General features: G+C 64.8%; 25 protein-coding genes and 1 tRNA gene. 16 read left to right on the top strand and 10 right to left on the bottom strand.

Annotation, left to right across the window (positions count from 1 at the left end; genetic code table 11):
• Positions 1-16 precede the first annotated feature (16 nt).
• Both RMP10_RS06655 and RMP10_RS06650 read right to left on the bottom strand, forming a co-directional pair.
• A complete protein-coding gene (locus RMP10_RS06655; protein ID WP_310569586.1) occupies positions 17-598 on the bottom strand; it encodes a hypothetical protein in 582 nt (193 codons plus the stop codon).
• The gene (locus RMP10_RS06650) at positions 588-959 is read right to left on the bottom strand and encodes a hypothetical protein (RefSeq protein ID WP_310569585.1); all 372 of its coding nucleotides are present in this window, start codon (positions 957-959) and stop codon (positions 588-590) included. The genes RMP10_RS06655 and RMP10_RS06650 overlap by 11 nt, the downstream gene beginning before the upstream one ends.
• Before the next feature lie 263 nt (positions 960-1,222).
• On the opposite strand from RMP10_RS06650, the gene RMP10_RS06645 reads away from it, so the two are divergent.
• Positions 1,223-2,143, top strand: coding sequence for a hypothetical protein (locus tag RMP10_RS06645; RefSeq protein ID WP_310569584.1), 921 nt, complete (start codon positions 1,223-1,225; stop codon positions 2,141-2,143).
• A gap of 55 nt (positions 2,144-2,198) precedes the next feature.
• Positions 2,199-2,705 (top strand): hypothetical protein, encoded by a 507-nt coding sequence (locus tag RMP10_RS06640; RefSeq protein ID WP_310569583.1) that lies wholly within the window; start codon positions 2,199-2,201, stop codon positions 2,703-2,705.
• Positions 2,706-2,715: 10 nt separating this feature from the next.
• Here RMP10_RS06640 and RMP10_RS06635 read toward each other — a convergent pair whose 3' ends face one another.
• Positions 2,716-4,038, bottom strand: coding sequence for an integrase arm-type DNA-binding domain-containing protein (locus RMP10_RS06635; protein WP_310569582.1), 1,323 nt, complete (start codon positions 4,036-4,038; stop codon positions 2,716-2,718).
• 121 nt (positions 4,039-4,159) lie between these two features.
• On the opposite strand from RMP10_RS06635, the gene RMP10_RS06630 reads away from it, so the two are divergent.
• Positions 4,160-4,229 (top strand) — tRNA-Gln (locus tag RMP10_RS06630).
• Between the two features lie 140 nt (positions 4,230-4,369).
• Here RMP10_RS06630 and RMP10_RS06625 read toward each other — a convergent pair.
• Positions 4,370-5,893, bottom strand: a complete 1,524-nt coding sequence (locus RMP10_RS06625) for a serine/threonine-protein kinase (protein WP_310569581.1) — start codon at positions 5,891-5,893, stop codon at positions 4,370-4,372.
• A 292-nt stretch (positions 5,894-6,185) separates the two neighbouring features.
• On the opposite strand from RMP10_RS06625, the gene RMP10_RS06620 reads away from it, so the two are divergent.
• The 6 genes from RMP10_RS06620 (at position 6,186) to RMP10_RS06595 (ending at position 13,964) form a co-directional block, all read left to right on the top strand.
• Positions 6,186-6,728 carry a winged helix-turn-helix domain-containing protein gene (locus tag RMP10_RS06620; RefSeq protein ID WP_310569580.1) on the top strand — a complete coding sequence of 181 codons (543 nt, stop codon included), beginning with the start codon at positions 6,186-6,188 and terminating at the stop codon, positions 6,726-6,728.
• A complete protein-coding gene (locus RMP10_RS06615; RefSeq protein ID WP_310569579.1) occupies positions 6,725-7,525 on the top strand; it encodes a hypothetical protein in 801 nt (266 codons plus the stop codon). Before RMP10_RS06620 ends, RMP10_RS06615 begins: the two co-directional genes overlap by 4 nt.
• 474 nt (positions 7,526-7,999) lie before the next feature.
• Positions 8,000-9,577 (top strand): serine protease, encoded by a 1,578-nt coding sequence (locus RMP10_RS06610; RefSeq protein ID WP_310569578.1) that lies wholly within the window; start codon positions 8,000-8,002, stop codon positions 9,575-9,577.
• Positions 9,578-10,179: 602 nt separating this feature from the next.
• The gene (gene kaiC / locus RMP10_RS06605) at positions 10,180-11,946 is read left to right on the top strand and encodes a circadian clock protein KaiC (RefSeq protein WP_310569577.1); all 1,767 of its coding nucleotides are present in this window, start codon (positions 10,180-10,182) and stop codon (positions 11,944-11,946) included.
• 31 nt (positions 11,947-11,977) lie between these two features.
• Positions 11,978-12,253: a circadian clock KaiB family protein gene (locus RMP10_RS06600; RefSeq protein ID WP_310569576.1), complete on the top strand. Its 276-nt coding sequence runs from the start codon at positions 11,978-11,980 to the stop codon at positions 12,251-12,253.
• Positions 12,246-13,964 carry an ATP-binding protein gene (locus RMP10_RS06595; RefSeq protein WP_310569575.1) on the top strand — a complete coding sequence of 573 codons (1,719 nt, stop codon included), beginning with the start codon at positions 12,246-12,248 and terminating at the stop codon, positions 13,962-13,964. The genes RMP10_RS06600 and RMP10_RS06595 overlap by 8 nt, the downstream gene beginning before the upstream one ends.
• Here RMP10_RS06595 and RMP10_RS06590 read toward each other — a convergent pair.
• Both RMP10_RS06590 and RMP10_RS06585 read right to left on the bottom strand, forming a co-directional pair.
• Entirely contained in the window at positions 13,961-14,503 is a 543-nt protein-coding gene (locus RMP10_RS06590) for a hypothetical protein (RefSeq protein ID WP_310569574.1), read from the bottom strand. The genes RMP10_RS06595 and RMP10_RS06590 overlap by 4 nt on opposite strands.
• Before the next feature lie 150 nt (positions 14,504-14,653).
• The gene (locus RMP10_RS06585) at positions 14,654-14,959 is read right to left on the bottom strand and encodes a hypothetical protein (protein ID WP_310569573.1); all 306 of its coding nucleotides are present in this window, start codon (positions 14,957-14,959) and stop codon (positions 14,654-14,656) included.
• Between the two features lie 211 nt (positions 14,960-15,170).
• On the opposite strand from RMP10_RS06585, the gene RMP10_RS06580 reads away from it, so the two are divergent.
• The 7 genes from RMP10_RS06580 (at position 15,171) to RMP10_RS06550 (ending at position 22,716) form a co-directional block, all read left to right on the top strand.
• Complete coding sequence (locus tag RMP10_RS06580; RefSeq protein WP_310569572.1) at positions 15,171-15,533, top strand: TraR/DksA family transcriptional regulator; 363 nt, start codon at positions 15,171-15,173, stop codon at positions 15,531-15,533.
• A 227-nt stretch (positions 15,534-15,760) separates the two neighbouring features.
• Positions 15,761-16,063, top strand: a complete 303-nt coding sequence (locus tag RMP10_RS06575) for a zf-TFIIB domain-containing protein (RefSeq protein ID WP_309671986.1) — start codon at positions 15,761-15,763, stop codon at positions 16,061-16,063.
• A gap of 9 nt (positions 16,064-16,072) precedes the next feature.
• Positions 16,073-18,160 carry a S9 family peptidase gene (locus tag RMP10_RS06570; protein ID WP_310569571.1) on the top strand — a complete coding sequence of 696 codons (2,088 nt, stop codon included), beginning with the start codon at positions 16,073-16,075 and terminating at the stop codon, positions 18,158-18,160.
• 53 nt (positions 18,161-18,213) lie between these two features.
• On the top strand, positions 18,214-18,960 hold the full coding sequence (locus tag RMP10_RS06565) for a DUF2071 domain-containing protein (RefSeq protein WP_310569570.1): 747 nt from the start codon (positions 18,214-18,216) through the stop codon (positions 18,958-18,960).
• Between the two features lie 51 nt (positions 18,961-19,011).
• The gene (locus tag RMP10_RS06560) at positions 19,012-20,331 is read left to right on the top strand and encodes a metal-dependent hydrolase (protein ID WP_310569569.1); all 1,320 of its coding nucleotides are present in this window, start codon (positions 19,012-19,014) and stop codon (positions 20,329-20,331) included.
• A 47-nt stretch (positions 20,332-20,378) separates the two neighbouring features.
• Complete coding sequence (locus RMP10_RS06555; RefSeq protein ID WP_310569568.1) at positions 20,379-21,734, top strand: alpha-L-fucosidase; 1,356 nt, start codon at positions 20,379-20,381, stop codon at positions 21,732-21,734.
• 94 nt (positions 21,735-21,828) lie between these two features.
• Positions 21,829-22,716, top strand: coding sequence for a hypothetical protein (locus RMP10_RS06550; RefSeq protein WP_310569567.1), 888 nt, complete (start codon positions 21,829-21,831; stop codon positions 22,714-22,716).
• A gap of 38 nt (positions 22,717-22,754) precedes the next feature.
• Here the strand turns inward: RMP10_RS06550 and RMP10_RS06545 are convergent, their stop codons facing one another.
• From RMP10_RS06545 to RMP10_RS06530, 4 genes are read right to left on the bottom strand one after another with little or no spacing between them, the layout of a single operon-like run.
• Positions 22,755-23,552 (bottom strand): sulfite exporter TauE/SafE family protein, encoded by a 798-nt coding sequence (locus tag RMP10_RS06545; protein ID WP_310569566.1) that lies wholly within the window; start codon positions 23,550-23,552, stop codon positions 22,755-22,757.
• Positions 23,553-23,609: 57 nt separating this feature from the next.
• Positions 23,610-24,311: a DUF3618 domain-containing protein gene (locus tag RMP10_RS06540; protein WP_310569565.1), complete on the bottom strand. Its 702-nt coding sequence runs from the start codon at positions 24,309-24,311 to the stop codon at positions 23,610-23,612.
• Positions 24,308-24,931, bottom strand: coding sequence for a hypothetical protein (locus tag RMP10_RS06535; RefSeq protein WP_310569564.1), 624 nt, complete (start codon positions 24,929-24,931; stop codon positions 24,308-24,310). Before RMP10_RS06535 ends, RMP10_RS06540 begins: the two co-directional genes overlap by 4 nt.
• 9 nt (positions 24,932-24,940) lie before the next feature.
• Positions 24,941-25,459 (bottom strand): phage holin family protein, encoded by a 519-nt coding sequence (locus RMP10_RS06530; RefSeq protein WP_310569563.1) that lies wholly within the window; start codon positions 25,457-25,459, stop codon positions 24,941-24,943.
• Positions 25,460-25,469: the final 10 nt, after the last annotated feature.

Here is a 25,469-nt window from a genome sequence, read left to right as displayed (position 1 = left end):
GTTGCCCGCTATGTATTCAGTCCCTTAGTCGGCCATCAACGGCTTCACGATCACGCACCAATCGCAGCACGGGATGCAGTTCGATGCCATTGCGTGCGCGGCCGCGCTGGTTGTGGATGTAATCCCAGAACGCGACACCCTCGACCACCACCGCGCCTCGACGCGGCACGCGGCGGAGCGAATCGCGCACGGCCACATATCGCGCACTGTCGATCGCATTCGCAGCGCACAACGGGGACGGGATCTCCGCGATCAGCGTCGCGTCGCTGGCAGTGGGATCGCGCAGCACGAGGTGCCAGTCACCGTCCGATTCTGTTAGGATCTGTTCGACCACGGCGCGCACCTGGTACACGCGGAACTCGTGCGGGGGGATGCGTCCGTTGGACGGATACGCGAGCTCAGGGATCGGCAGCGCACCGAGGGCGGCAATGCTACTCGCCATAGGCACCGTGTCGATGCGCGCGGCGTCCGGATCGGCCATCACCTTGACCGCCCATCGATCGACCCCGCAGCGCGGCTGTACCAGTTGCGGCGGCGCGACGGCTGAGAGGACGATACACGCAAGCGCGCCGATCGGCGGGAGGAGCTTACGCGCCACAGACGCGCTTATACGCACCGCGGTACCCGACGGCGATCGCCTCGCGCTCGAGCATAAAGGCGCCGGCAGACGTCGTGCCGTAGTAGCGGGAGCCCGGGCAGTGGTAGACGCGACTCTTCTTGTTCACCCACACCTTTATCAAGGCCGCCGAATCCGCGGCCGTGAGCAGCTTCAAGGCCTTCGAGGTGGTGGGCGGCGCCGGAGGATCTACAGGCGCTCGCGGCCCGACGCGACACACGCGGTTGGCAGCGATGCAGCTGTTACCGCACGGGATGCCCTTCTTGCAGTTGCGCTGCGCCGCGGCGACGTGAGGCGGTACGAAGGCCATCAGCAGGCCAAGAACAAACAGCAGCCGAATCATTTCAATGGGGCTGTGAGGAATGAGCTGTCGCAAGCTACGGCGCTGCGGGTGGGTCGCGATAGAACGCGCGGTGTGTGGGCGGCCCTTCAACCGCGGGCCGTCCGGTCGCTAATGCGACGTATAGTCGAGCGAGCAGCAGACCTTAGCGGGCATCGCGGCATGGGACCGGACGGGCGCCCACTTCACTCTTGCAGCTACACGAATCGGCGGTAGCTTCTCAAACGGAGTTCCAAAGTGGCCAATCCCTGTTCCCCAACTTTACAATGTCCACGCCGCCCACTGCGAATGGCGATCAGCAGCGCAGCACCGCCAACGATTTTTTGTTCGGACTCGGCGGCCTTACGTCGTCTGTCGGCGTCGTTGCTCTGAATTGGGTTGTCGCGAATCAGCTTGGATTTGACGCCTTCTCTTTGTTCTTTTGGTTCGTCATCCCCGCTGGTCCCCTATTAGCCGGAGCCGCAAGCGGTTTAGGTCTGTATTTTATCGCAAAGGCCACGCACACGCGGCCGTCGCCGATCATGTTGGTGCAGCTGTTGCTGATTGGCGGATGGACGTGGTTTCTCTATCGGTATGCGACGTATCGAACCCTCGACATAGATGGCGCTGCGGTGAACTCCGCATTCACGTTCCCGCAGTTCCTCGACATTCTCGTGACCAAATCGACCTATTCGTTCGGTCGCTATGGTCAGGGTAGCAGTTATGAAGCGGGGACGTGGGGTTATTGGCGCGAGGGCCTTTCGGTACTTGGTGTCTTTGCCGGGTCCCTGGTCGTTTTTCAAGCGCTGAAAGAGTCCCCAACGTGTCAATCGTGCGGCCGTTACGCGAACGTTGCTGAGCTGCAAAAGGAAGCCATCCCGCTTGAGCGTATTGACCGGCTCATGCAGGAGGACAATTGGGACTTTGGCAATCTGGGCAACGCTCTCCAAGCCGTACTGGACAACTCGCCCGCCGTTCGCCGTGTGGTCGGGCTGACCGCCGCCTCGCATTCTTGTGGCGAATGCCTCAACATCGAGGTGGTGTGGAGTCTTGTCGCGATCACCGACGACAAGGGGACGCACACGAGCGTTCCCGTTTACCGTATTGGCGCGAACAATGTTATGGTGCAGGCACTGCGACGTGACATCGCAGCAGTGATTAAGCGCCCCGCGTTGACGGCTCCGGTGCTTCCGCCTCACGCGACGTAGCCGCTGCGCCACGAGGAAACTCTCCAGTGTGTCTATCTCTCGGCGAACTTCCCAGATGACCCAGTGGCACCCGTACCACGTGATGGCCGCGCGCACGTGGCGGTTCTTCGATCGCTACGTCGACGCAGTCCGTACTGATGCCTTCGCCAATGGCGGGGCGGCGCACAACGATGCCGAAGACTTTTTGCACGCGGCCTTTCAGTGCTGTTGGCACATCAAGGACTGGATAAAGAACGATAATGGGATCGAGGAGTCTGTTCGCCGCGGCATCTTGACTCAAGCGCACGCCGACCCGCGACTACGCGTTGTTCAGGGATTTGCGAACGGTACCAAGCACCTGGAGATCACGCCCGTTGGAAAGGGGGATCAGCTCCGCGTGGACGACGGTGAAGTCGAATTTCATCAGTTGGCGAATGGCGATCTCCTCGTCCGGCGTTTCCTCAACGTCGCGCAAACAGGCGAGCGCGTTGCTGCCGATTTAGCGCTTCGCGCGGGCATGACCGCGTGGGAGGAAATCGTTCATGCCAATGGGTTGCCGTCCATAGTCGACTCTCAACCCTAGCGAAGGTTTGTCATCCGATCTTCGATCCAAGCGGCACAAGCGGGAGTACCCTCGCCTCAACCCGATCGAGGTAGCCCCGAATCGTCGTCGCGATCGCATCGGCCGCCGTGCGCACCGTCTGGTCACGCACCTCGCCGTACCGCGACGTGATCCCGCCCATGGTGTGACCCACGAGCCGCGCGATGACGTGGTCCCCGAGTCCGAGCTCGTCACGCGCAACCGTGGTGAAGCTATGCCGTAAGTCATGGAGTCGGAACGACGCGGTGGATTCGAGCTTCGCCGCTTCCTTCACGCCTGCCCACGTGTACTTCACGTCGGTAACGTGCTGCCCAGAGCGACCGCCAACGAACACAAACGGATTGCCTTCGACCGGCGCCTGCTCGCGAATCACGTCCAGCGCCGGTTTACCGAGCGGGCGCTCGCTGCGGCCGCTCTTGGTGTCGGTGAGGACGGCAACTCCTCGCTCGAGGTCGAGCGAGTCCCAACGCAGCGACAGCGCTTCCTGCTCGCGCCAGCCGGAGAGTGCCAAGAACCGCAGCGCTGCGAGAATGACGGGGCTCTGCTGGCGCGGCAGGTCCGCCATCTTCGGCCGATGTTTCTTGGTCTCGGCTCGCGTTGCGGTCTTTCGCAGCTTCTCTGCCGGTCGGATCCCAACGGTGCCGGCCTTCTCGAGAGCGGCACCCAAAGCCCGGTATTCGGCAACGCTGAGGCTGCGGCCCTTCTTCACCTCGTCATACCGCTCGATGTTCTCGCACGGGTTGCTGTGCTTGGCGCGGTAGCCCCGACGTTCCGCCCATGCGAGGAAGGACGAGAGCAGGTCAACGGCGCGATTGGCGGCGACAGGCGTCTCCCGGCGTTCGCTATGCCACCGCGCGATCGTAGCCTCGTCGATTACCCCGATACGCTTGGTCCCGAAGGTCGGCGCCAGCGCTTTCTCCCACGTGCGCTCGTACTCGGCATAGGTGCGCGGGGCGATCTTGCCGCTGCGCTCCGCGAGGTAGTCCGGGAATACGTCCGCCATCGTCCGGCGCTGCAGCGCGTCGCTGTCATCGCCCTTCGGGTCGCGCCCGTCGGCGAGCTGACTCGCGGCACGCTGGGCCAGCTCGCGCGCCTGCTCGGCGGTGATGGCGGGATACTCGCCGAGGCCGAGGCGCCGCGTTTGTGCCGTCCCCGGTGCTTGGTATTGAAATAGGAAGAGCCGCCGGCCGGACGCGTAGACCCGCAGCCCGAACCCGCGAACCTCACAATCCCACGTGAACGTGTCGCCGTGCGCCGGGGGCTTCGCGGCGTCGACGGTCCGTTTGGTGAGTTTGACGCGGGAGAGCTTCGGCATGGCGCGATCCGGTGGTTTCTTCCGGAATGATACCGGAAGATCCTGAACGGGAATCGAGGGGCGGCGCCAAGGTAGCGCGACAGTACTGTTCCCCTCTGTAGCATGTACCTACAGAGTATACGGGGGAACGCGCGGGAGTGCAAACCGTCTGACTCTGACTCAGAAGGTTCTAGGTTCGATTCCTAGAGGGGCAATACAAAGCGCCGCCGTCACTTACGAGTGATGGCGGCGTTTGTGTTTTCCGGGCATAGTGCGGCGATTCCCAATTCCCTTTTGGCAAAGCGTTTCGCGTGCGGATGAACATTCGCGGGTGTTGCGCTCGGAAAAGTGACTACGCCAGTGCACTCACCAGCGCCTCCTCAAGTTCGGCCGCACTCGCGAACCGGTCCGCCGCCTGCTTGGCGAGACAGCGCTGCAGCACGCGGTCCAAGGCGGGCGGCACGGCAGGCTGCAGCGCCGCCGCCGACGGCGGTGGCTCGTGCAGGTGGGCGATCATCATCTGCAGTGCGGCCCGCCCTTCAAACGGAGAGCGGCCGGTTAGCAAGAAGAATCCCAACGCCCCCAGGCTGTACAGGTCGCTCGACGGTCCCGGCTGGGCATCACCAGCGCATTGCTCTGGGGACATGTACGCCGGGGTGCCCACCACCATGCCGGCCAGCGTCACGTCGGATTGCCCCTCACCGCCGCTCGCACCGGTCGCCTGCGCGGTGACGAGACCGAAGTCGAGCAGCTTCGCGACGTCGCGTCGTCCACCGCGCGCGGTGAGCATCACGTTGCCGGGTTTGATGTCGCGATGCGTCAGCCCCGCCTCATGCGCTTCTTGGAGGGCGCCGGCCACTTGCCGGAGCACATGCACGGCGCGCGAAGGCGTCATGGGACCGTCCCGCGTGACGACTTCCTCGAGCGTGGCCCCGGGCAGATACTCCATGACGTAGTAGAACGTCCCGTCGTCGGAGATCCCGTAGTCGTAAATGGCGACGGTATTGGGATGCGTCAGGGCGGCCGTGGCCTGCACTTCCCTCTCGAACCGTCGCAAGGCCTCCGGATCGCCGGCGTGCTCCGGGCGAATGAGTTTGACGGCACACGGACGACGCAGCAGCCGGTGTTCGGCACGATGCACTTCCCCCATGCCACCGGCACCCAACTTCTCCACCAACACATACTGACCAAGCTTCAGGGCATCGCGCGCGATGTTGCTGGCGACTTCGAGGCGATAGGCCCCGAACACGGCAAAGGTAGTGAAGCCAAACAGCGCACTCCACTGCGCGCTCAGGTAGGCCACCGTCGATGACGCGCTGATTGGGTACTGCCACAAGCACCAGAGATCAACGAGCGCCGTGGCCACGAGGATCATTGCGATGACTTGCACCGTGCGCTGCCAACGATTGGGGACCATCATGCCGTAGGCCACGATCATGAGCCCCATCCAGACAGACTGACTCAAACCGAGGTCGACGGGGGCGATGTCGAGCGCCAACACCAGACTCGGAAAGTCGGCGGCTATCGAGAGCACAATGCAGAAGCAAAAGACGGCGATCAGTGCAATCTCGACGCGCCGCAGGGCCGTCATGGAGCGCGGCGTTCGCTGCCGCAGCCACCACGCGCAGCCCAGGCTCGGCGGGACGGCCAACGCAATGATGATCCGTCCGCGCGCCATCGACGTCGCGGTGACGGCGTCCACTGCGCCGATACGCGTCGTCAACAGCAGGAAGAACACCACAAAGGTGACGCCGATGACCATCGCGATCACGAGCAGTCGCGACTGCAGCAAGGCGGCGAGATCATCGGTGCCGGTCGCGCTGTCGCGGCTGGCAAACCGGAAACGCGACGGAAGCGGGGCGGATTGAGACGCCATTACCGCATCACCAGCTGGGCGGAACACTCGGACATTGATGGCGACTGCGGATGGACGGAAACCAGCATGTCGGATTGTTTGCGGGAACGCTCGCCGGATCAACGAGAGGGCAACTTAACGAGAGGGGCGCCTTGGAAAAGGAAGCCGAATCGGGCCACGTTGAATGAAGGCCGCGCTTCCTTGCCCCGTGTTCGCGTAGGTGAAAGGGTTCCGCAGCTCCCACGTTGCGCTACCCACGACGACTTGACATGTTTCTGTTCGGAGTTCGCGAACAAAGAACTATGGGGTTGTCATGACCATAACTGCACTACATGCCCTGGACGTCGTTGTCGCGCTGCGGCTGGCCGAGAGCCCCGGGGCGGACTTCCGCACGCTCGCGGAGGATCTCGCGCTGAGCGTGAGTACCACGCACGCGGCGGTGAAGCGGCTGATGCTCGCCGGGTTGGTGCGGCCGACGGGTGCAGGGGTTGGTGCGGTGAACCGGCACGCATTGCTCGAGTTTCTCGAGCACGGCGTGCGCTACGCGTTTCCGGCCGCGGCCGGCACCCCGACCCGCGGCGTTCCGACAGCGCACTCGGGCCCGGTGTTCACCGACGTGATGGACGCCGCCGATGCCCTCGTGTGGGAGGACCCGCAAGGCACGGTGGAAGGGCGCGCCCTGGTCCCGCTGCTCCCACGGGCTGGCCAACTCGTGAAACGCGCACCGGCAACATACGCGCTGCTTACGGCCGTCGACGCCTTGCGCGTTGGGCGCGCGCGCGAGCGGGACATCGCACGCCGCTACCTTCGCGAGGTACTGAAGGTGCCGTCACCGAGCCAGCCGTCCACCGTATGACAGTCCCGCCAGTGCCTCCGCGATATACCCGCCGGAGTACGCCCGCGCTCGACCGCCTTCGTCGTATCGCGCGGCAGCTCGGTGCACTGTGCGAGCGTGTGGTGTTCATCGGCGGAGCCGTGGCGCCCCTGCTGCAGTCGGACGACGTAATACCGCGCGTGCGCCCCACAAACGATGTGGACGCCGTCATCGCCACGAGCTCCTACGCAGAGCTAGGGCCGCTCCGTGATGCGCTGCGCGCGCGTGGATTCTCCGAGGCGGCGGTGCCGCCGGAACACGGAGCGACCACGCACATGCACCGCTGGATCGCGCCGGACGGCGGTGGCCCGTTCGACCTCGTGCCGGTCGGGGAACATCCTGGCGGCACGGGCGCCGTCGCTGATGCGTACGCCGTGGAATCCGCCGTTCGTATCGACCTCAGACAGAAGGACGGCGACGCGCCTTGCATCGTACGACATGCAAGCCCCGTCGCCTTCCTGATGTTGAAGTGGGCGGCGTTTAGTGACCGGGGACGCGAGAGCCCTTTTGATAGCCATGACCTGGAGGACATCATCGGCGTGATGGCGTCACGGCCCACGATTGTCACTGAGGGTCGCGCCGCGCCGCTTGCGGTGCGCCGTTTCCTCGCCGAACAGTGCCGAGCGCTCCTCGCAGACGCCGACATGGCCGACGAACTCATGGCGGCCCACCTGCCTGCGGGCACCGTGATCGCAGTAAGAGAGAGCGTGCGACAGCGACTCCAAAGCCTGTGCGCCATCGACCAGGACTCGTATTACGCTGCCCGCCTGCCGTCTTGAACACGGAACGATACGCAAGCTGCGGAGAACGAGGGGGGCAGGCAGCGCTCTCTTTTGGCCACAACTCCGCGCCAGTTGCTCGAAACGGCAAGCATGTTGGCGTCAATCGCAAGGAAGCGGCTCCGGCGCGCCTCGCGGATCGACTCTGACTCAGAAGGTTCTAGGTTCGATTCCTAGAGGGGCAATACAAAGCAGTCTAGGGCCATCCGCGACTCACGTCGGGGGTGGCCCTTTTGCGGTTCCGCCGTTGATCGACTCCCGCGCCCCACGTGCCCCACGCGCCCTCCGGAAGAAGCACGGCCAATCGCCACGATCCCGGCAACATCCACGCACTATCCCGCAACGTGGATGCTACGCCGAACGCTCACGTTCGACCCATCCTGTCGTTGTTCACAGCCATTCGGACGAAGCCTGTCGTCGACGTCGTGACGTCGTGCGACGGCGCCGTCCACACGACGACTCGGAGCATCGCCCATGCACATCACTCCTACGCGGCTCGGACGCGCCGCGGGTCCCTTTTCTCAACGTCGAGCCAGCGTTCGCCGCCAGTTCGCGCTCGCGACCGTACTGCTGGCCGTCCTCGGCTGCCACGATCAGAAGCTTCCCACGGCCGCCGAGCCGGTCGGCCCCCGCCGCATCGTCAACGGGTCGACGGTGTCGGCGCAGGATTTCTCGACGACCTGGCCCTTTGTGGTCGGCCTGCGGATTCAAGATGAAAATGGGAACGACGCAGGCCTCTGTACGGCCTCCGTCTTGGCCTCGCGGTGGGTGGTCACGGCCGCGCACTGCGTGGTGGGGGTCCAGGCCAGCCGGGCCTTCGTGATTGTGGGCGATCGGGACATCAGTAGCAGCGCCGCCCGTACAATCGCCGTTACCCGCATCCTCACGCACCCGGGCTTCAGACTCGCCACGGTGTTTAATGATGTGGCGCTCTTGGAGTTGCAGAGCGACGCCAACGTGACACCGGGGCGCCTTCCCAACGCGGACGTCGTGGCCGGCGAGACCGTTCGCGTGGCAGGATTCGGAGTGACAGAAAGCGGTTTCACGTCCGATGTGCTGCGCGAGACCAGCCTGACCGTTGGCGGAAGCGGGTACGACTTTCTCATTACGCGCACGCATTTCTGGGCCAGTGCGCCGCAGTCCAGCACGTGCTTGGGAGACAGCGGTGGGCCGGCCATCAACGCGGCCGGCGAGATTGTCGGGTTGACCAGTTTCGGTTTAATCCCATGCGGTTATGGCTCGGGGCACACGTCGGTGTTCCGCCTGCAGCAATGGATCTCGGAGTCCATCTGGGGAGTTCCCGACCGCGAGGCACCCCAGAGTGTAGGCTTTCTGACGGTCAATCCCGATGTCGTGGTGGTCGGGGCCCCGACGCTCGTGACGGCGTCGGCGACCGACGAGAATACGGGTAACCGTGTCGTCGCGCGCCTCGAAGTGCGTCTTGATGATGGCGGCGCGTGGGTGAAGATGACGCCGCAGGATGGCGCGTTCGACAGTGCACGTGAAACGGCGACCGCGGTGCTCACGGCGTCGACCATCGGCTCACACACGGTGTGCGTGCGGGCCACGGATGCGGCGGGCAACACCAATCTGCCCGAATGTCACGAGCTGGTGGCGTACGAGCCGAGAGGCGGCATCATCGCCGGCAACGGCAAAGTTCGCACGTCATACGTGTACGAGGGCATACGGTACGACGACGAAGTCGAGCTGCACTTCACGGCGGACTATCGGCCAGGAGCATCGGTGCCGAGCGGCAAGACCACATTGCGCGTCGGGGCGGTGGGCGCTCGCACACCTGATTTCACGCTGGAGAGCACCTCGCACAGCTATCTGCTTTTCTCCGGGCCCAATGAAGCCGAATACCAAGGCGAGGGCATCGTCAGGATTCGGGAGTACTCGATCCCCATGAAATTCCGGATTTGGGTCTCGGCGATCGATCAGACCGTGCGCCTGCGATTGTGGCAGACTACTGAGTATGCCTGGTATGAGTTGGCGTCGCCGGCGCCAATGCTCAGCGGCAAAGTGGTCGTGAAGCCTGCGGCCGGCCGCTAGCCGCTGCGGCACGCGGTCCCGCGAGTAATGCTGCACTGACGGGGCACCGGCGAGCACGTTCGCCGGTGCCCCATTGCCCGTCGGATCGAGCCCGTTCGCAGCCGCGTACCTCCGGAGGGGCAGTAAGAAGTGCCGCGTCGGCGTAGGACGAAGCGGCGCTTTGCCGTTGCCCCGGGAAGGCTCCACCGATGCGACGTCGCGCCCGCCGCGGCGAGATCCATCTCCGAGACGTCGAGCGCCGCGCCGTTGCGTCCGCTATCTTTCCACCGTCCGAGGGATACGGTGGTCACCCGTGAGCTGGCGCTGACCAACCGTTCCTACCAAAGATCGTGCAGGAACCGGTAACGGCGCGCGATGCAGCGCCGTTCGGGGAAGGGTGCGCGTTTTGCCCCTCCTTGCTCATTCCGAGATCCAGATCGCTTTGCGCGGCGGGTGAAGACAACCCCGCCTTTCGATCCTCCTGAGGGAGGAGCCAGCCACGCCCCGGCGGAGGCTTGCATGCGACTGGACCTGCACTGAGCAAGACGCCGACTCGATTGTTGCCGAGCGCATGGCCGCCTTCTGCGGCTCGTCTTTCGCTACCTCGAGAAGGACATCCGATCGTGACCATCACTCCGACGCTGGCTTCGCCCAAGATTCTCACCGGCATCCGCGGGTTCGACGAAATTACCCGAGGCGGTCTTCCGCGCGGTCGAACGACGCTGATCATGGGAGGAGCGGGCAGCGGAAAGACGGTGTTTGCCCTACAGTCGCTGGTAAACGGCGTGCGCGAATCGAACGAATCCGCAATCTTTGTCGCGTTCGAGGAAAGCGTCGCTCAGATCATCAGCAACGCCTCGGCGTTTGGCTGGGACCTCCCGCGACTCGCGAAAAAGCGGCTGCAATTCTTCGACGCGCGCCTCTCGCCCGAGATCGTGAAGTCGGGCGAATTCGACTTTGTCGGCATGCTGGCCATCCTCGAGTCGCTGGCGCGAACAAGCAACGCGCAGCGCATCGTCTTCGACGGCTTGGACGTCCTCCTCGGCTTGCTCGACGATCCGGTCGTGGAGCGTCGGGAGATCTATCGCATTCGCGATTGGCTCGCCCGTACCGGCCTCACGGGCGTCATTACGCAGAAAGTCGGGACCGACATCGTCGATCAGCGCTATAGCTATCTGCAGTTTATCGTCGATTGCGTCGTGATCGTGCGGCACCAGGTGGTTGAGGGCTCGGCGTTCCGCAACCTTCGGGTCATGAAGTACCGCGGCTCCGGATTCGCCGGTGACGAGTTCCCCATCACACTGACGACCGAAGGACTGCAACTCACGAACCGCGGTCCGGTTGAACTGCGCTACGACGTTTCCGACGAGCGCATATCCACGGGCTTGCCTCGGCTCGATCACATGCTGCGTGGCGGCTATCATCGCGGTAGCAACATCTTGATCTCCGGCGCTCCCGGAACCGCAAAGTCCACGCTGGCCGCCCTGTTTGCGGTTGCGGCTTGCGAACGCGGTGAGCGAACGATGTATGTGAGCTTCGACGAAGGCGCGGCGCAGATCGTGCGCAACCTGCAGTCGGTCGCCATTCAGTTCGCACCATATCTCGCGTCGGGACTGCTCAAGATGTACTCCACGCGCACACGCGGGCCGAACGTCGAAGATCAGTTCGGAGAACTGCGCGCCATGGTGCGCCTGCACAATCCTCGCTGTCTGGTCATTGACCCGCTGTCGGCGCTCTCCACCAAACTGGCGCACGTCGCGTCGGCCGACGCGGCGCAGCAGTTCCTCGACTATCTCAAAGTGGAAGGCATCACGGTCGTCAACACGTCGTTGCTCGACGGGATCAACACCGATGAAGCGACGGCGACCGGAATCTCCACGATCGCCGACACCTGGATTCATATGTCGTATCTGGTGCAGGATGGCGAGCGCAATCGCGCGCTCACCATCGTGAAGTCGCGCGGTACGGGCCATTCGAATCAGGTGCGTGAGCTCACGCTGACCGACAGCGGGGTCACGTTGACTGATGTGTTTGTGGCGCATGGCAAGGTGCTGATGGGCGTCGCGCGCTGGCAGTGGGAACAGGAGGGCATTGCCGCAAGAAAACGCAACGAAGTGACAACGGAGCTGAAACGACTCCAGTTGCAACTCAAGCAGGTGGAGGCGGCGGCCCGCCTACAGGTGGTGCAAGCGGAGACGGAAGCGCGAGGCGCGGAGCTCGAGCTGTTGGCTCGCACGATGAGGGAAGCCTCGGAACTGCTCGACACCGATCGCACGGCGCTGCTCGAAATGCGGCACGCGGATGCCGAGGCTATGCTGGCCAAGCCGGGCGCATCACCGAAGGCCGCACCGAAGCCTCGGCGCACTTCCCTCGGCCGAAAGGCGCCGTAGGATGGCCCGCTCCGAATCCAATGCCGTCCGCATGCACCTTCGACTGTATGTCGCCGGCCGCGCGCCGAACTCGGTGCGAGCGATCGCCAACGCCACGGCCATCTGCGAGGCCCACTTCGCCGACGCCTATAAGCTCGAGATCGTGGATCTCCTCGAATCGCCCGAACAGGCCGCTGCCGACGGCATCGTCGTCACGCCGACGCTCCTGAAGCTGCAGCCACGACCGACCGAACGCATCATCGGCAATCTGAGTGACACCGAGCAAGTGCTGCTCGCGCTCGGCAACCGGCCACGTCGCCATGATTGACGTACGAACGCTCCGGCAACGACTCGCCGAAGCAAACGCGACTATTACGGCGTTGGTTTCCGGTCAGGTCGATGCCGTGGTCGATAGCAGCAGCCGCACGCCCGTCTTGCTCGCGGAGGCGCAGGACGCGCTGCGTGAAAGCGAAGCGAGATATCGTCGGATAGTCGAGACAACGAACGAAGGCATCATCACCGTAACGTTGGACGCAACCCTCACGTTCGCCAACCCACGCGTCGCAGAAATGCTCGGGTATACGACGGCTGAACTGATCGGACGGTCGTTACTGCAGTTGCTGCCGGAGCTCTCCCACGCGCAGGCGATGCATCGCATCGGAAGCGCCGAGCACGATGCCGAGGGGGCGAGTGAGGTCACCATTCTTCGAAGGGATGGATCAGAGCTCTACGTCGAACTCAAGTGCAGTGCCGTTCGGGACACGAATGGTGAGCACGTGGGCATGCTCGCCATGATGTCGGATCGCACACGCCGGCGGCAGGCCGAAGACTCGCTGCGGACGGCCGAGGCGCAGCTCGTCGTCAGCGATCGCATGGCGTCGGTCGGGACGCTGGCCGCAGGCGTCGCCCATGAGATCAACAACCCACTGGCCGCCGTCACGGCGAACCTGGACTTTATCGCGGAGCGCCTCGAGCACGCCTCTGACCGATCCATAGCCAGCGGAGACGGTGCGGCGTGGCTGCAATCCAATCTGTGGGAGCCGCTCAACGATGCGCGCGAGGCGGCCGAACGCGTTCGGATCATCGTGCGTGACCTCAAACTCTTCTCGCGCGCCAAGCCGGATGAAGCACGCTGCGCGGTCGACATCAACGGCGTCTTGGACTCGACTGTCCGCATGGCGTGGAACGAGATTCGACATCGTGCGCGACTCGTACGCGAATACAGCACGGTGCCGCTGGTCGATGCGAGCGAGGCCCGACTTGGTCAGGTCTTTCTGAATCTCGTGGTCAATGCGGCGCAGGCGCTCTCCGAAGGTCACGCGAAGCAGAATCTCATCAGCCTCTCGACCCGCTACGATGATGCTCAGCAGCGCGTGGTCGTCGACGTGGGCGACACCGGCGCTGGAATACCGCCCGAGAATCTCAACCGCATCTTCGATCCATTCTTCACCACGAAGGATGTGGGGCTTGGCACTGGACTGGGTCTCGCCATCTGCCAGCGGATCGTCACCGACTTCGGCGGTACACTGTCCGTACGAAGCGAGCTGGGAACAGGCACGACGTTCTCCGTTTCCCTGCCGATTGCGACGATGGCGTCCGTCGTTCCACCAATGCCTATTCAGGCGAACGAACGCAGCGCGCGCGCGCGCATATTGATCGTGGACGACGAAGAGCTCATCGTGCGCAGTATCGTGCGCACCCTCGGGGGCGCGCATAACGTGATCGGCGTGACCGCCGCACGCGAGGCGCTGGCGCTACTGCAAGCGGGTGATCGGTTCGACGTCATTCTCTGCGATATCATGATGCCCGAGATGACGGGGGGCGAGCTGCACGCGGAGCTGTTGCGTACGCTGCCAGACCAGGCACACCGCTTGATATTCCTGACGGGGGGCGCGTTCACGGCCAGCGCACAGGCGTTTCTCTCGAATTCGAGCAACCTGCACATCGAGAAGCCATTCGCGCCGCTCCAACTCCGTGAGGCCGTGCAAGGTGTGCTGCGAGATCGTCTCTCGGCAGCCGATCAGTCAATCGAGGGCTAGTTCGAATCCGCCGAGAGCGGTGGCACGACGTCCATCGCCGCCGCATCCGGATACACCCACGGATAGCGCGCCTCACGCCCAGCGCGGAGCAACGACGCCATCTGTACGTCGCCGCGACACGCGGCCGGCCCCCATCGCTTCACCCGACTGGGATCGCCCGATTCCCAGGAGAGGAGCTCGTCGGTGGCCGGGTCGAAGGCCACGAAGTACTGCGTCGGTGTACGATGGAGCTGCACCACGTCATGGTATCGCAAATCGATCAGCATGGGATCGAGCAGCGCCGCCAGGATACCACTCGGCATTGTTGGTGTCTTCACCGCCGGCGTGCGATGGCGTCGATACGCCAGCGCCAATTCACGCTCCGCACGCAGCGATTGTATCGCGTCATGCGCCAGTCGCGACACGCTGTGCGGTGCGGGCACTGGCCCAACCCCGCGGACCCACGCCAAGACGTGCGCCGCGCAGGTGCGCGCCGTACGCTCGGCATCGAGCGGGTCGGAGGTACTCGGGCCATCGGACGGAATCTCAGGAACAGTCATTGCCCACGGTGCAGTGTAGTCCCAATCGACGACTCGCGTGCGTCTGGAATAGTGCAGCATTGATGCGGTGCGCCGGTGGGGCAAGGGGCCAACACGAATGCCCGCGCGATCTGGCCCGAACCGTCACACGGAGAGACTCGCCGCGAGGCGCTACTTCTTCGCCTGCAGCACTCGCGTCAACAATGACTCCCAGACACCATCGAGCTTCTCGATCGCGGCCGTGTCCACCGACGCGGGATCCAGACGGTTCGACAGCCGACGGCGGTTGCGGTGATACGACTTCTCGTAGCGCGCCTCGGCCTGCTCGCTGGGCAGATTCTTCGCGTACCACCCGGCGACAACGGCGAGCGTGGCTTCGTTCCACTCCGACGCGGGAAGCGAGAGGTCCTCGTACTTGAGGACGAGTTCCCATTCGAACGAGCGGTGCTCGGCGGTAAACGAACTCTGATCGGGCATCGAGCGGCTCCTCTTCGGGAAATGGGGCAGGGCAGGTGCGACGTCCGCCGCCATCCCCAGAGGGAACTTAGCGCCTCGCGCAGCATCCGGTGGTGTCGGCGACGGCGTGCCCGAGCGGCTGGATCGATCCATGCAGTTGAGCCGCTTCGCTCACCGCGCCGGGCTGCTCTTCAGCCCGTCACGATGACCTTCCCTCGGATTCGGAGTTTCCATGCCACTGACCGCATCGCAGCTGCAGCACCTCGAGAAGCGCCTCCACGAGGAGCGCACCCGCCTTCTCGAGCAGCTTCAGGACTTCGTGGGCGAGGAATCGTCCGAAGACAGCCAGGATCTCGCCGGCGACCTTTCCAAATTCCCGACGCATCCGGCCGACCTTGGGACCGACGCCGCCAACGAAGCGCTCGAAGCCTCCGTCTCCACTCGGCGCTCGGCCGAGATCGCCGAAATCGACGCGGCGCTGGAACGACTGGCTTCCTCGCCGGAAACGTTCGGCCTCGACGAGCAGTCGGGCGAGGAGATCCCGTTCGAACGACTCGACATCATCCCCTACGCGCGCGCGAACGTCGCCGCGTAGCCGAGTCGTACAGGGCGTGCGCCCGATGGACCACGTTGCGCATCTCGAAGCGCGAGTACCCCACCGGCCACGCGGCACCTGCCGATCGATGATACTGTCGATCGGCATTTGCGTTTTCCCGACTCAGCACCTCCTGGCGCCCGGGCGGACCTAGCGACTTGCGCTCAGCCGTAGCCGACGCGTTTCTTAGCGTATCACGCCCGTTCCCCTCACGCACCAGTAGAGCCATGGCCATCGAGCACACGCCCAGTCGCAACGAAGACGAATACTTTGCCCGGATCGACGCCGACCTGCGCAAGGAGATGCGCGCCAAGGCCGACGTCGAGCGCGCCGCACAGGTGGCCGCCGAGCGCAACAAGTGCCCGCGCGACGGCACGCCGCTCGTGTCGCGCGAAACGCATCATGTCATCGTCGATACCTGCCCGACTTGCGAAGGCCTCTGGCTCGATAAGGGCGAACTCGAGATTCTCGAGAAGGCACAGGCCGAGCACAGCGGTTTCGTCACCAATTTGCTGAACATCTTCAAGTAAGAGGCCGCCATGTCGCGTCGTTTCTGTTCGTCTGCGGTGCTCGCGGCGGCGTTCGTCGCCGCGCCATCGCTCGTTCCGTCGCTCGCGCGTGCACAGTCGAAGGGACTCGACGAGAGCGACATCATGCGCCTCAAGTCGGTGGGCGGCGTGGCGATGGCGCCCGACGGCGCGCGGGTGCTCTACGCGATCAGCGCGTGGGAGCATCCGAACGCGAAGGGTGACACGGCGCTTGGCGATCGTCACGAACGTCGCTCGCACGTGTTTATGGTGTCGGCCGCCGGCGGCGCGCCGCGTCAGCTCACGTTCGGCGAGCGCGGGGAATCCCAGGCGCAGTGGTCTCCCGATGGTCGCACGATTTCGTTCGTGGCCGCGCGTGGCACTGGGACCAGCGACGATGCACCAAAGCCGCAGATCTGGCTGCTGCCGGCCGACGGCGGCGAGTCACGGCAACTCACCACGGTACGTGACGGTGTGTCGTCGTACGTGTGGTCGCCGGATGGCTCGCGCATCGCCATCGTGACCACCGATACGCTCACGCGCGATCACGAAGCGAAGCTTCGCCGGCGCGACGACCCCAAGGTGTACGAAGATGATTTCCGCTTGAACCACATCTGGGTGGTCGACGTGGCGTCGGGCAAGGCGAGCAAGGTCACGTCCGGGGCGTACACGGTGAGCGGCGTGCCCAACTGGTCGCCCGACGGCAAGAAATTGGGCTTCCGTGCATCGCCCACGCCGATGATCCGCGACGAACGCGGTAACGCGTATGTGGTGGACGTGGCCTCGCTCGCCCTCGACGCGATCACGACGACCAACGACGCGGAAACGGCACCGCAGTTCTCGCCCGATGGCAAGATGCTGGCATTCACAATGCTGCCGCACGAGATGGCGCCACACAAGGACGGCATCATGCCGCGCACGCTGCGGAACGCGCGCGTGGTCACGTTCGACATCGCCACGCGCGCGCTTACCAACCACGCCCGCGCCGATTTCGATGTGAGTCCGGGCGCGCTCCGCTGGTCGCCCGATGGCAAGCAGCTGTGGTTCACCGCCAGCGATCGCGTGTGGAACTCACTGTACGCGTACGACCTCGCCAGCAAGAGCTACAGCAAGCGCACGAAGGACGTGCTCGTGCAAGGGCTCTCGGCGAACAGCGACGGATCGAAGCTGGCGATGGTACTCGATTCGCCCGACATGCCGGGCGAAGTGTACGTGCAGAGCGGCAGTGGAACGCCCACGCGCATCACCACCACGAATGCCTGGCTCGGCGAGCGCACCCTCGGGGCGTCGCGCGTCATCAGCTGGAAGTCGAAGGACGGCCGTGAGGTGGAAGGCGTGCTGCTGTTGCCGGTGGGCTACCGCGAGGGCGCGCGCGTGCCGCTGGTCGTGTCGGCGCACGGCGGTCCGACCGGGGCACACACCAACGGATTCAAGGGCGGCACCAGCCCCGGGCAGACGTACGCCGCGCGCGGGTGGGCGGTGCTCTATCCGAATCCGCGTGGCTCGACCGGGTACGGCGAATGGTGGATGCACGCCAACACCGGTGACTGGGGCGGTGGCGACTATCGCGACATCATGACCGGCGTTGATGAGCTCATCAAGCGCGGCATCGCCGATTCCACGCGCATGGCGTTCGAAGGCTGGAGCTACGGCGGCTATATGACGTCGTGGGTAGTATCGCAGACCGGACGCTTCAAGGCCGCGATGATGGGCGCCGGACTGCCGTCGCTGCTGTCGATGGCGGGCACGACGGACATTCCGGGGTACATCAATACCTTCTTCGGCGATCCCCAGTACGACGGGTCGATCGTGAACGCCAACATCCGGAAGTATCTCGAGCGCTCGGGCATCAGCTACAGCAACAACGTCACCACGCCACTGCTGATTCTGCATGGCGGCAACGACGAGCGCGTGCCGATCGGTCAGCCGATGGAGTTCTATCGCGCGCTCAAGGATCGCGGCAAGACTACTGAGCTGGTGTTCTATCCGCGCGAGGGACACGGCTTCACGGAGTACTATCATCAGATGGACCGCATGAAGCGTGAGTATGAATGGCTGGCGCGCTTCACCCTTGGCAACGCGGTGAAGACGGCGATGTAGCTCGTGGGTGAGCGTCGGCGGGAACGCAGACACGGCGGGCGGGTTGATCTGGTGTGACCACACCTGATCAAGTCGCCCGCCGACCGTTTCTGACCGCCGAATGGCGCTATCTCGTGATGCTGAACTACGAGATCCCGTCGGCCGTGCTCGAGCCGCTTGTGCCGAGGCACACGGTGCTCGATCTATTCGAGGGGCGCGCCCTGGCGAGCATCGTCGGCTTCCGCTTTCTCGACACGCGCGTGCTGGGCGTACCGGTGCCGTTTCACCGCGATTTCGACGAAGTCAATCTGCGCTTCTACGTGAAGCGCTTGATGCCTGATGGCGCGGCCCGCCGCGGCGTGGTATTCGTGCGCGAACTCGTACCGCGGGCAGCGATCGCCTACACGGCGCGGCTGTTCTACAACGAGCCCTACTCTGCGTTGCCGATGCACAGCCGAGTGCCGCCCGCGCTCATGTCGTCCCCCGGCCGGCTGATGTACGGCTGGTTCGGTAACGCGCAGCATCAGCAGGTCAGCGTCACGGCTGTTGGCGAGCCGGCGCCGTTGGTGCCCGGCTCGGAGCCCGAGTTCATCGCCGAGCATTATTGGGGCTACACGCCGCAGCGGGATGGCAGTACCGTGGAGTATCAGGTCGCGCATCCCTCGTGGCGGGTCTGGCAGGCGTCGGCCCCCTCGTTCGATGCCGATGTACGCGGCTTGTACGGCCCGGCGTTCGAGGCGCCGCTGTCGGTGCCGCCGCGCTCGATGTTCGTGGCCGAAGGGTCGAAGGTCACCGTGTACCGCCCCACACGTCTTCGCTGAACGTCCTGGCGGTCGGTTGACAGCCAGCAGGCGAGCGCTCAAGTACCACGCGTGGATAACGTCACACACGCTCTGGCCGGCCTGCTCATGGCCGATGCCACCGTCTCGTCTGTACAGCGTCGCATCGGGCGCGCCTCCTCCTCGGGGGCGGAGGCACCGTCACTCGCCCAATTCCGTCGGGCCGCCGTGGTGCTGGGCATCGCGGCGGCGGAGTTCCCCGACGCGGACCTGGTGTACTCGGGTCCGATGGTGGCGATGGGGAAGCTCGGCTACCTGCTGCATCACCGAGGGCACACCCACACGGTGGTCTGGGCCCTGGTGAGCGCGGTGGTGCTGTGGTGGATCACGCGCTGGTGGTGGCAGCATGGCCTCAAGGGGCGCGAGCGGGCGGATGCCTCGTCGGCGATTGTCTCGAGGGTTGGCGCGCGGGCGCTCCTGGTGCTGGCAATCGTCGGCACGCTGTCGCACTTGGCACTCGACTTCACGAATAGCTACGGTGTGCATCCGTTCTGGCCGTTCGACAATCGCTGGTTCTACGGCGACGCGGTGTTCATCGTGGAGCCATGGTTGATGGTCGTGGCGATCCCACCCCTCGTGTGGGGGCCGCGCCGCATTGTCGGACGTGTGCTGTTGCTGCTGGCGTTGGTGGCGATCCTCGCGCTTTGCTGGTTTGCCGGACAAGTCTCGCCCCCCGTCGCCTTGGGCGTCACGATCATGGCGTTCGTCGGGATGGCCCTGCAGCGTGCGGTGTCCCCGGCGGCACGCCCCTTCACGGGGATCGCGGCGTGGGTCGTGGTCACGACCTTGTTCTTCCTGTCGTCGGTCCAGGCGCGCGCCGTGGTGACGGAGCTGGTGAACGGTGGCTCACTGCGTGATGTGGTACTCACGCCGGCGGCGGCCGACCCGCGCTGCTTCTCGGCTATGGTCGTTACGTCCACGAGTACAGAGTACCGCGTGACGACAGCGACCGTGGCGCCGTGGAACTCAGGGTTGAACGCGGCGGGGTGCATGGCGGCCGGCACCGGGAGTTCGCGGAACACACTGGGCTCGCTGCCGGGTGTCTCCCGCTCGGTTTCCTTTGCCTCCTCGCCCGCGGTGGCGTGGGGGGAGACGTGGGCGGTGCCGCGCGCCGAGTTCGTGGCGCTGGCGGCCACGCGCTGCGAATTCGCGGCCGCCATGCGGTTCATGCGGACCCCAGTGTGGTCGCTCGACGCCAGCGGCACGGCCGTCGTGGCCGACGCGAGGTTCGGCATCGGTGGAGGCGGATTTGCCGGGCTGTCGGTGGCGCCGGGAACCGGCTGCCCGCTGACCGGGAAGTGGATTCCACCTTGGGTCGCGCCGCGCGCCGACGTGCTCGCGCCAGGGCACTGACCGCCGCATGTTTTGCGCGAGTAGTTCGACTCTTTTCTCGCGCAGACATGTCTCTCAGTCGTCGACACTTTCTGACCCAGCTCACGGCCGCTGCGGCGATCGGTCGCCTCGGTGCGGTGCCCTCGCTCGGCCTCCAGTCGCGACCGCGTCCTACGCCGCCGCAACTCGCGTGGCAGCGCGACGAGTTCGCCGTCTTCGTGCACTTCGGCGTGAATACGTTCACCGACCGCGAGTGGGGTGATGGCACCGAATCGCCGTCGATCTTCAATCCCACGCGACTGGATGCGCGGCAGTGGGTGCGCGCGGCGAAGGCGGCGGGCGCAAAGTCGATGGTGCTCACCGCCAAGCATCACGACGGTTTCTGTTTGTGGCCGACGGCCACCACGACGCACTCGGTCGCGTCGAGCCCGTGGCGAAGTGGTTCCGGCGATGTGGTGCGCGAGTTCGTCGATGCCTGCCGCATCGAAGGCGTGAAGCCCGGACTGTACTGCTCGCCGTGGGATCGCAACCATCCCGCCTACGGCGATTCCGCGCGCTACAACAATGTGTACATGGCGCAGCTCACCGAACTGCTCACGCGCTACGGTGCGTTGCACGAAGTGTGGTTTGATGGCGCGAACGGCGAAGGGCCGAACGGCAAACGCCAGTCGTATGACTGGCCGCGCACGTGGGCGCTGGTGCGCAAGCTGCAACCTGGCGCGATCATGTTCTCCGATGCCGGCCCCGATGTGCGATGGATCGGCAACGAGCGCGGCGTCGCGGGTGAAACGCATTGGAGCACGATCCGGCCGGAGTCGGTGCCGTATATCGGGGCGAGCGGCGATGATGTGATCGCATCGTTGCAGCACGGGCATCCCGATGGGTCGGTGTGGCGACCGAGCGAAACTGATGTGTCCATCCGGCCAGGCTGGTTCTATCATCCGGCCGAGGACGCCACGGTGAAGAGTGTCGAGGATCTCGTGCAGCTCTACTTCACGAGCGTCGGCCGGAACTCCAAGCTGTTGTTGAACGTGCCTCCCACGCGCGATGGACTGGTGCACGACGTGGATGTCGCGCGACTGGCCGCCATGCGTGCGTCGCTCGCGTCGCTGTTCGCGCACCCGCTCTCGGTGCGCCACAGCGCATGGCGCACGGACGGCGCCCGCGCCGGCGTTCGCACGATTCAATTGCGCGCGCCGCAATCGGTCTCGCTGCTTGATATGCGTGAGCCCATCTCGCAGGGACAGCGCGTGTCGTCGTGGAGCGTGTCCACGACCGGCAGTCGCCCGCAGCTGTTGGCGAGCGGTACCACCATCGGACACCGTCAGTTGCGTCGTATCCCGCGCATCACCGTCTCGTCACTCACGCTGCGCGTGGAGACGGTGGACATCGTGCAGCCTGTCGAGGTCAACCTCTTCGCTTGAAACCCGGATCCGGGAGCCGGCCGTACGACTCTTCACCATCGTGTGTACCGCAGTGCCAATCCACCACCCTCAGAAATTCGTATCAGGAGTCATCATGCAGAAACGTTCGCTTATGAATCGTCGTACGCCCGGCATGCTGGCGGCGGCCGCGTCGGTCATGTCTGCCGCGCTGCTCGGCGCGCAGCCCGCCGCGAAGCCCGCAACCGCGTCGCGCTTCGCCGCCCGCTTTGCGTCGCTGCCTGGTGCCAATGTCATTTCCGTGGTCGCGTCGGACTACGCGTTCGACATGCCGGCGACTGTGCCGGCCGGACTCACGACGATTCGCTTCTCGAACAAGGGCAAGGAACTGCACCACGTCTATCTCGTGAAGGTCGAGAAGGGCAAGAAGCCCGACGATGTGCTCGCCTTCTTCAAAGCCGGTGGACCGCCGCCGAAGTGGATGAAGCCGGTCGGCGGACCGAACGCTCCGGCGCCGGGCGATGAAACGGTCTTCACCAGCAACCTCGAAGCGGGCGACTACGTTGCACTGTGCGTGATCCCGAGCCCGGGTGGACCGCCGCACGTCATGAAGGGCATGATGAAAGCGCTCACGGTCACACCCACGGCGCGGAAAGCCGCCGCACCGGTGGCCGACATCACGCTCACGCTGTCTGACTACGACCTCGCCTTCTCGAAGCCGCTGGCGCCGGGCAAGCATGTGATCGCCGTGCGCAATACGGGGAAGCAACCGCACGAGTTCTTCATGGCGCAGCTGATGCCGGGCAAGACACCGATGGACATGGCGAAGTTCGCCGAGAATCCGGTGGGCGCACCGCCGGGCAAGCCGATGGGCGGCATCACCGACATCGTGCCGGGTGATGTGGTCTATCTGCAGGTCGATGTGCCGAAGGGCGAGTTCGCCTTCATGTGCTTCACGCCCGACATGAAAGACGGGAAGCCGCATCTCGCCCACGGCATGATCAAGCAGATTTCCGTGAAGTAGCGTGCGTTGGCGCGGGCGTCGGCGTCGCCGGCGCGATCTCAGCTCTTCGAGGCGAAGAGCCAGATCGCGCTGGCGAAACCGATGGCCGTCACGGCATTGCGCACCCAGGCCTGCGGCACCTTCTGCGCGAGGCCCGACATCAGGTAGCCACCCGCGCTCGAGCCCACGGCCATCACCACACCGATCGGCCAGTTCACCTGCCCCATGATGGCGAAGGTGATCGCGGCGATGCCGTTAAAGCAAATGCCATTGAAGTTCTTGAGGCCGTTCATCTGGTGGATGTTCGTGAGCCCCATCAAACCGAACACCGCCAGCATCACGATGCCGGCGCCGGCGCCGAAGTACCCGCCGTAGATACCGACCGCGAATTGCGCGATGAGCATGCCGGTGGTCGGATTGATTGGGCGTGCGATCACTCCCGTCGGTGTCGCGCTCGCGCGCGCACGTAGCCGCTTCATGACGGGCCCCTGCACGGCGAACAACACCGTCGCGCCAAATACCAGCCACGGCACCAACGCGCGAAACTGCTCGTCGGTGGTGGCCAGCAACAGCGCCGCGCCGATACCGCCGCCCAGAATGCTCGGGATCGCGAGCCGCAGCGCCCAGCGCTCGGCCCCCACCAGCTCGCGTCGATAGCCCCACATGCTCGCCAGTGAGCCGGGCCAAAGCGCGAGGGTGCTCGTGGCGTTGGCCGACACCGGCGGCACCCCCAACGCCAGCAGCGCGGGAAAGGTGAGCAACGTGCCGCCGCCCGCGATGGAGTTCACGGCGCTACCCACGGCGGAGATGGCGGCGATCGCAGCGAGTTGCGGCACGGATGGCTGACTGAGGAGCATGGAAGAAGAATCGCTGATGCGCTCCAGTTCGTCACCCCTCCGTTTGCACTTTCCGCCTTACATGAACGTTGGCATTTCTCCGCCCAGCATTCGGCGCTCGCGATCCGTGGCGGGTGCAGCGAGACCGACGGCGAGGCCGGCGGCCACGGCCACCGCGCCCAGGGCCAGCGGATTCGCGCGGTAGGTCTCTTCGACCCGTCCCTGCCCGCGTCGAGTTGTTTCGGCCACCGTCGACGCAAGATGCTGCGCGCGCTCCTTCACGCTGTCGGCCAGCTCCCCCGTCTTGTCCTTGACGCTCGCTGCCACATCGCTGGCGGTGTTCTTGATACCGGCGCTCACGCCCGTCGGGTTGTCCTGCCCGCGTGAGGCCATCGCGTGTGGAGCGCGACTCGCATCGTCGGACTTTCCTCCGTTGAAGAACATCCAGCCAAGGCCGATGGCGATCATGGCCGCCGGAATCGGGTTGTCACGCACCACGTTGGCGATGCCGCTGGTGCTTCGTTGGATGCTGTCCGTCGCATTTCGTGCCATGTCGTTGACCCTCCCGATGGTGGCTTCTCTGATGGAATCCTTCACGTTGTCCTTGATCGTCTGCGGATTGAGGCGCTCGCCGATCTCATCAAGGGTGTCGCTCATGCGCATGCGCGTTGACGCAATCTCCTCACGCATGGTCTGCGTGTCGCTCGACGACTCGCTTTTCAGGTCGCGACGAACTTCGCGCGACTCCTCGTCGCCCGTCATCATGTCGGCCGACGTCATGGCCGCTCTCCACGGCTCGGCGGAAGCGGCTCCCGATAGCTGTCCATCGGCGTCTCTGCGGCGTACCATCCACCACGCTCGGGTCCGCGATCGGAGGTAAACTCAGCGTCCCCGGCTACGATCGGAAACGGCTCGGGCGTGCGGGAGGCGCTGAATCCTTCGTCGGATTGTCCGTCAGCGCGCTGTGAACTCTTGAAGAGCCGCGCGGCAACTACGCCGAGTACAAAGGCACCACCGAGAAACGCCGCGGGCTGCCTGCGCGCGAACGATTCCGTATCGCGGGCAAGCTGCTTGACATCCGACTTCTCCAGATACTCGGCGGCGCGACGAACCTGTTCGCCGGCCTGACGCACGTACCGGCCAGCGCCGACATCATCGATGGCGCTGCCGTTCGTCAGCGAATCGGCGACGCCTTTGAGCGCTCCGGCGGCGCGCTGCATGCCGCCGTCGATGCCGGTCTGAACCTGTTGCGTGGCGTTCTGCTGTACGTCAGCGACGACTCTGCGAGTCTGTGCGCCGAGCTTCTGCGCTATCGCCTTCGGTGCGGTGTTCACGGCATCCGCGTTGCTCGCACCACTCGCAGCCTCGTTACTCGAAAAATTCATATCATGCTCGGACATGGTACCTCCTTAGCGTCGAACGTGTGGGGGAACAGTCTCATCGGTGAGTTCATGCTTCAGGTCGCGCATTTCGCCCTTCGCCCAGTGCTGGTCTGCTTTGAGCGAGGCGATCGTCTCCTTCGGCGCCAGTCCGGGGGCGGTGAGATCCCGCATCGCGCTCTTCACCATGGCGTAGCCGACACCGAAGGCAACCACGCCGACGATGAGCGCCGACAGCCAGTAGTTGCCGTTGAGTGCGACGCCGAGTCCGACGATCAACGACGTCGTGAGCGCCAGTCCGCCCATCATTGCCAGCCCAGTTGCGACCCCGACCTTCGTCGCGTCGCGCACGAGTCGCGTGCCGGTTTCACGGAGCTCAGACTTTGCCAACTCCAACTCCTGCCGCAGTAATTCCGCGGTGTCGCCCGTAAGCTGCTTGAGCAGCGCCCCGAGCGGTGCCTCGTGCCGGTCGTCGATGCGCCCATCGATGAGCGGCGCCGTCCCTTCCCTCTGTCGATCCAGTCGAACTTCTACATCGTCGTGCTGCATGTGTGATTCT

Origin of the sequence: Gemmatimonas sp., from assembly GCF_031426495.1 — a bacterium.
Classification (GTDB): Bacteria; Gemmatimonadota; Gemmatimonadetes; order Gemmatimonadales; family Gemmatimonadaceae; genus Gemmatimonas.
This window is presented reverse-complemented; position numbering and strand designations above follow the sequence as displayed.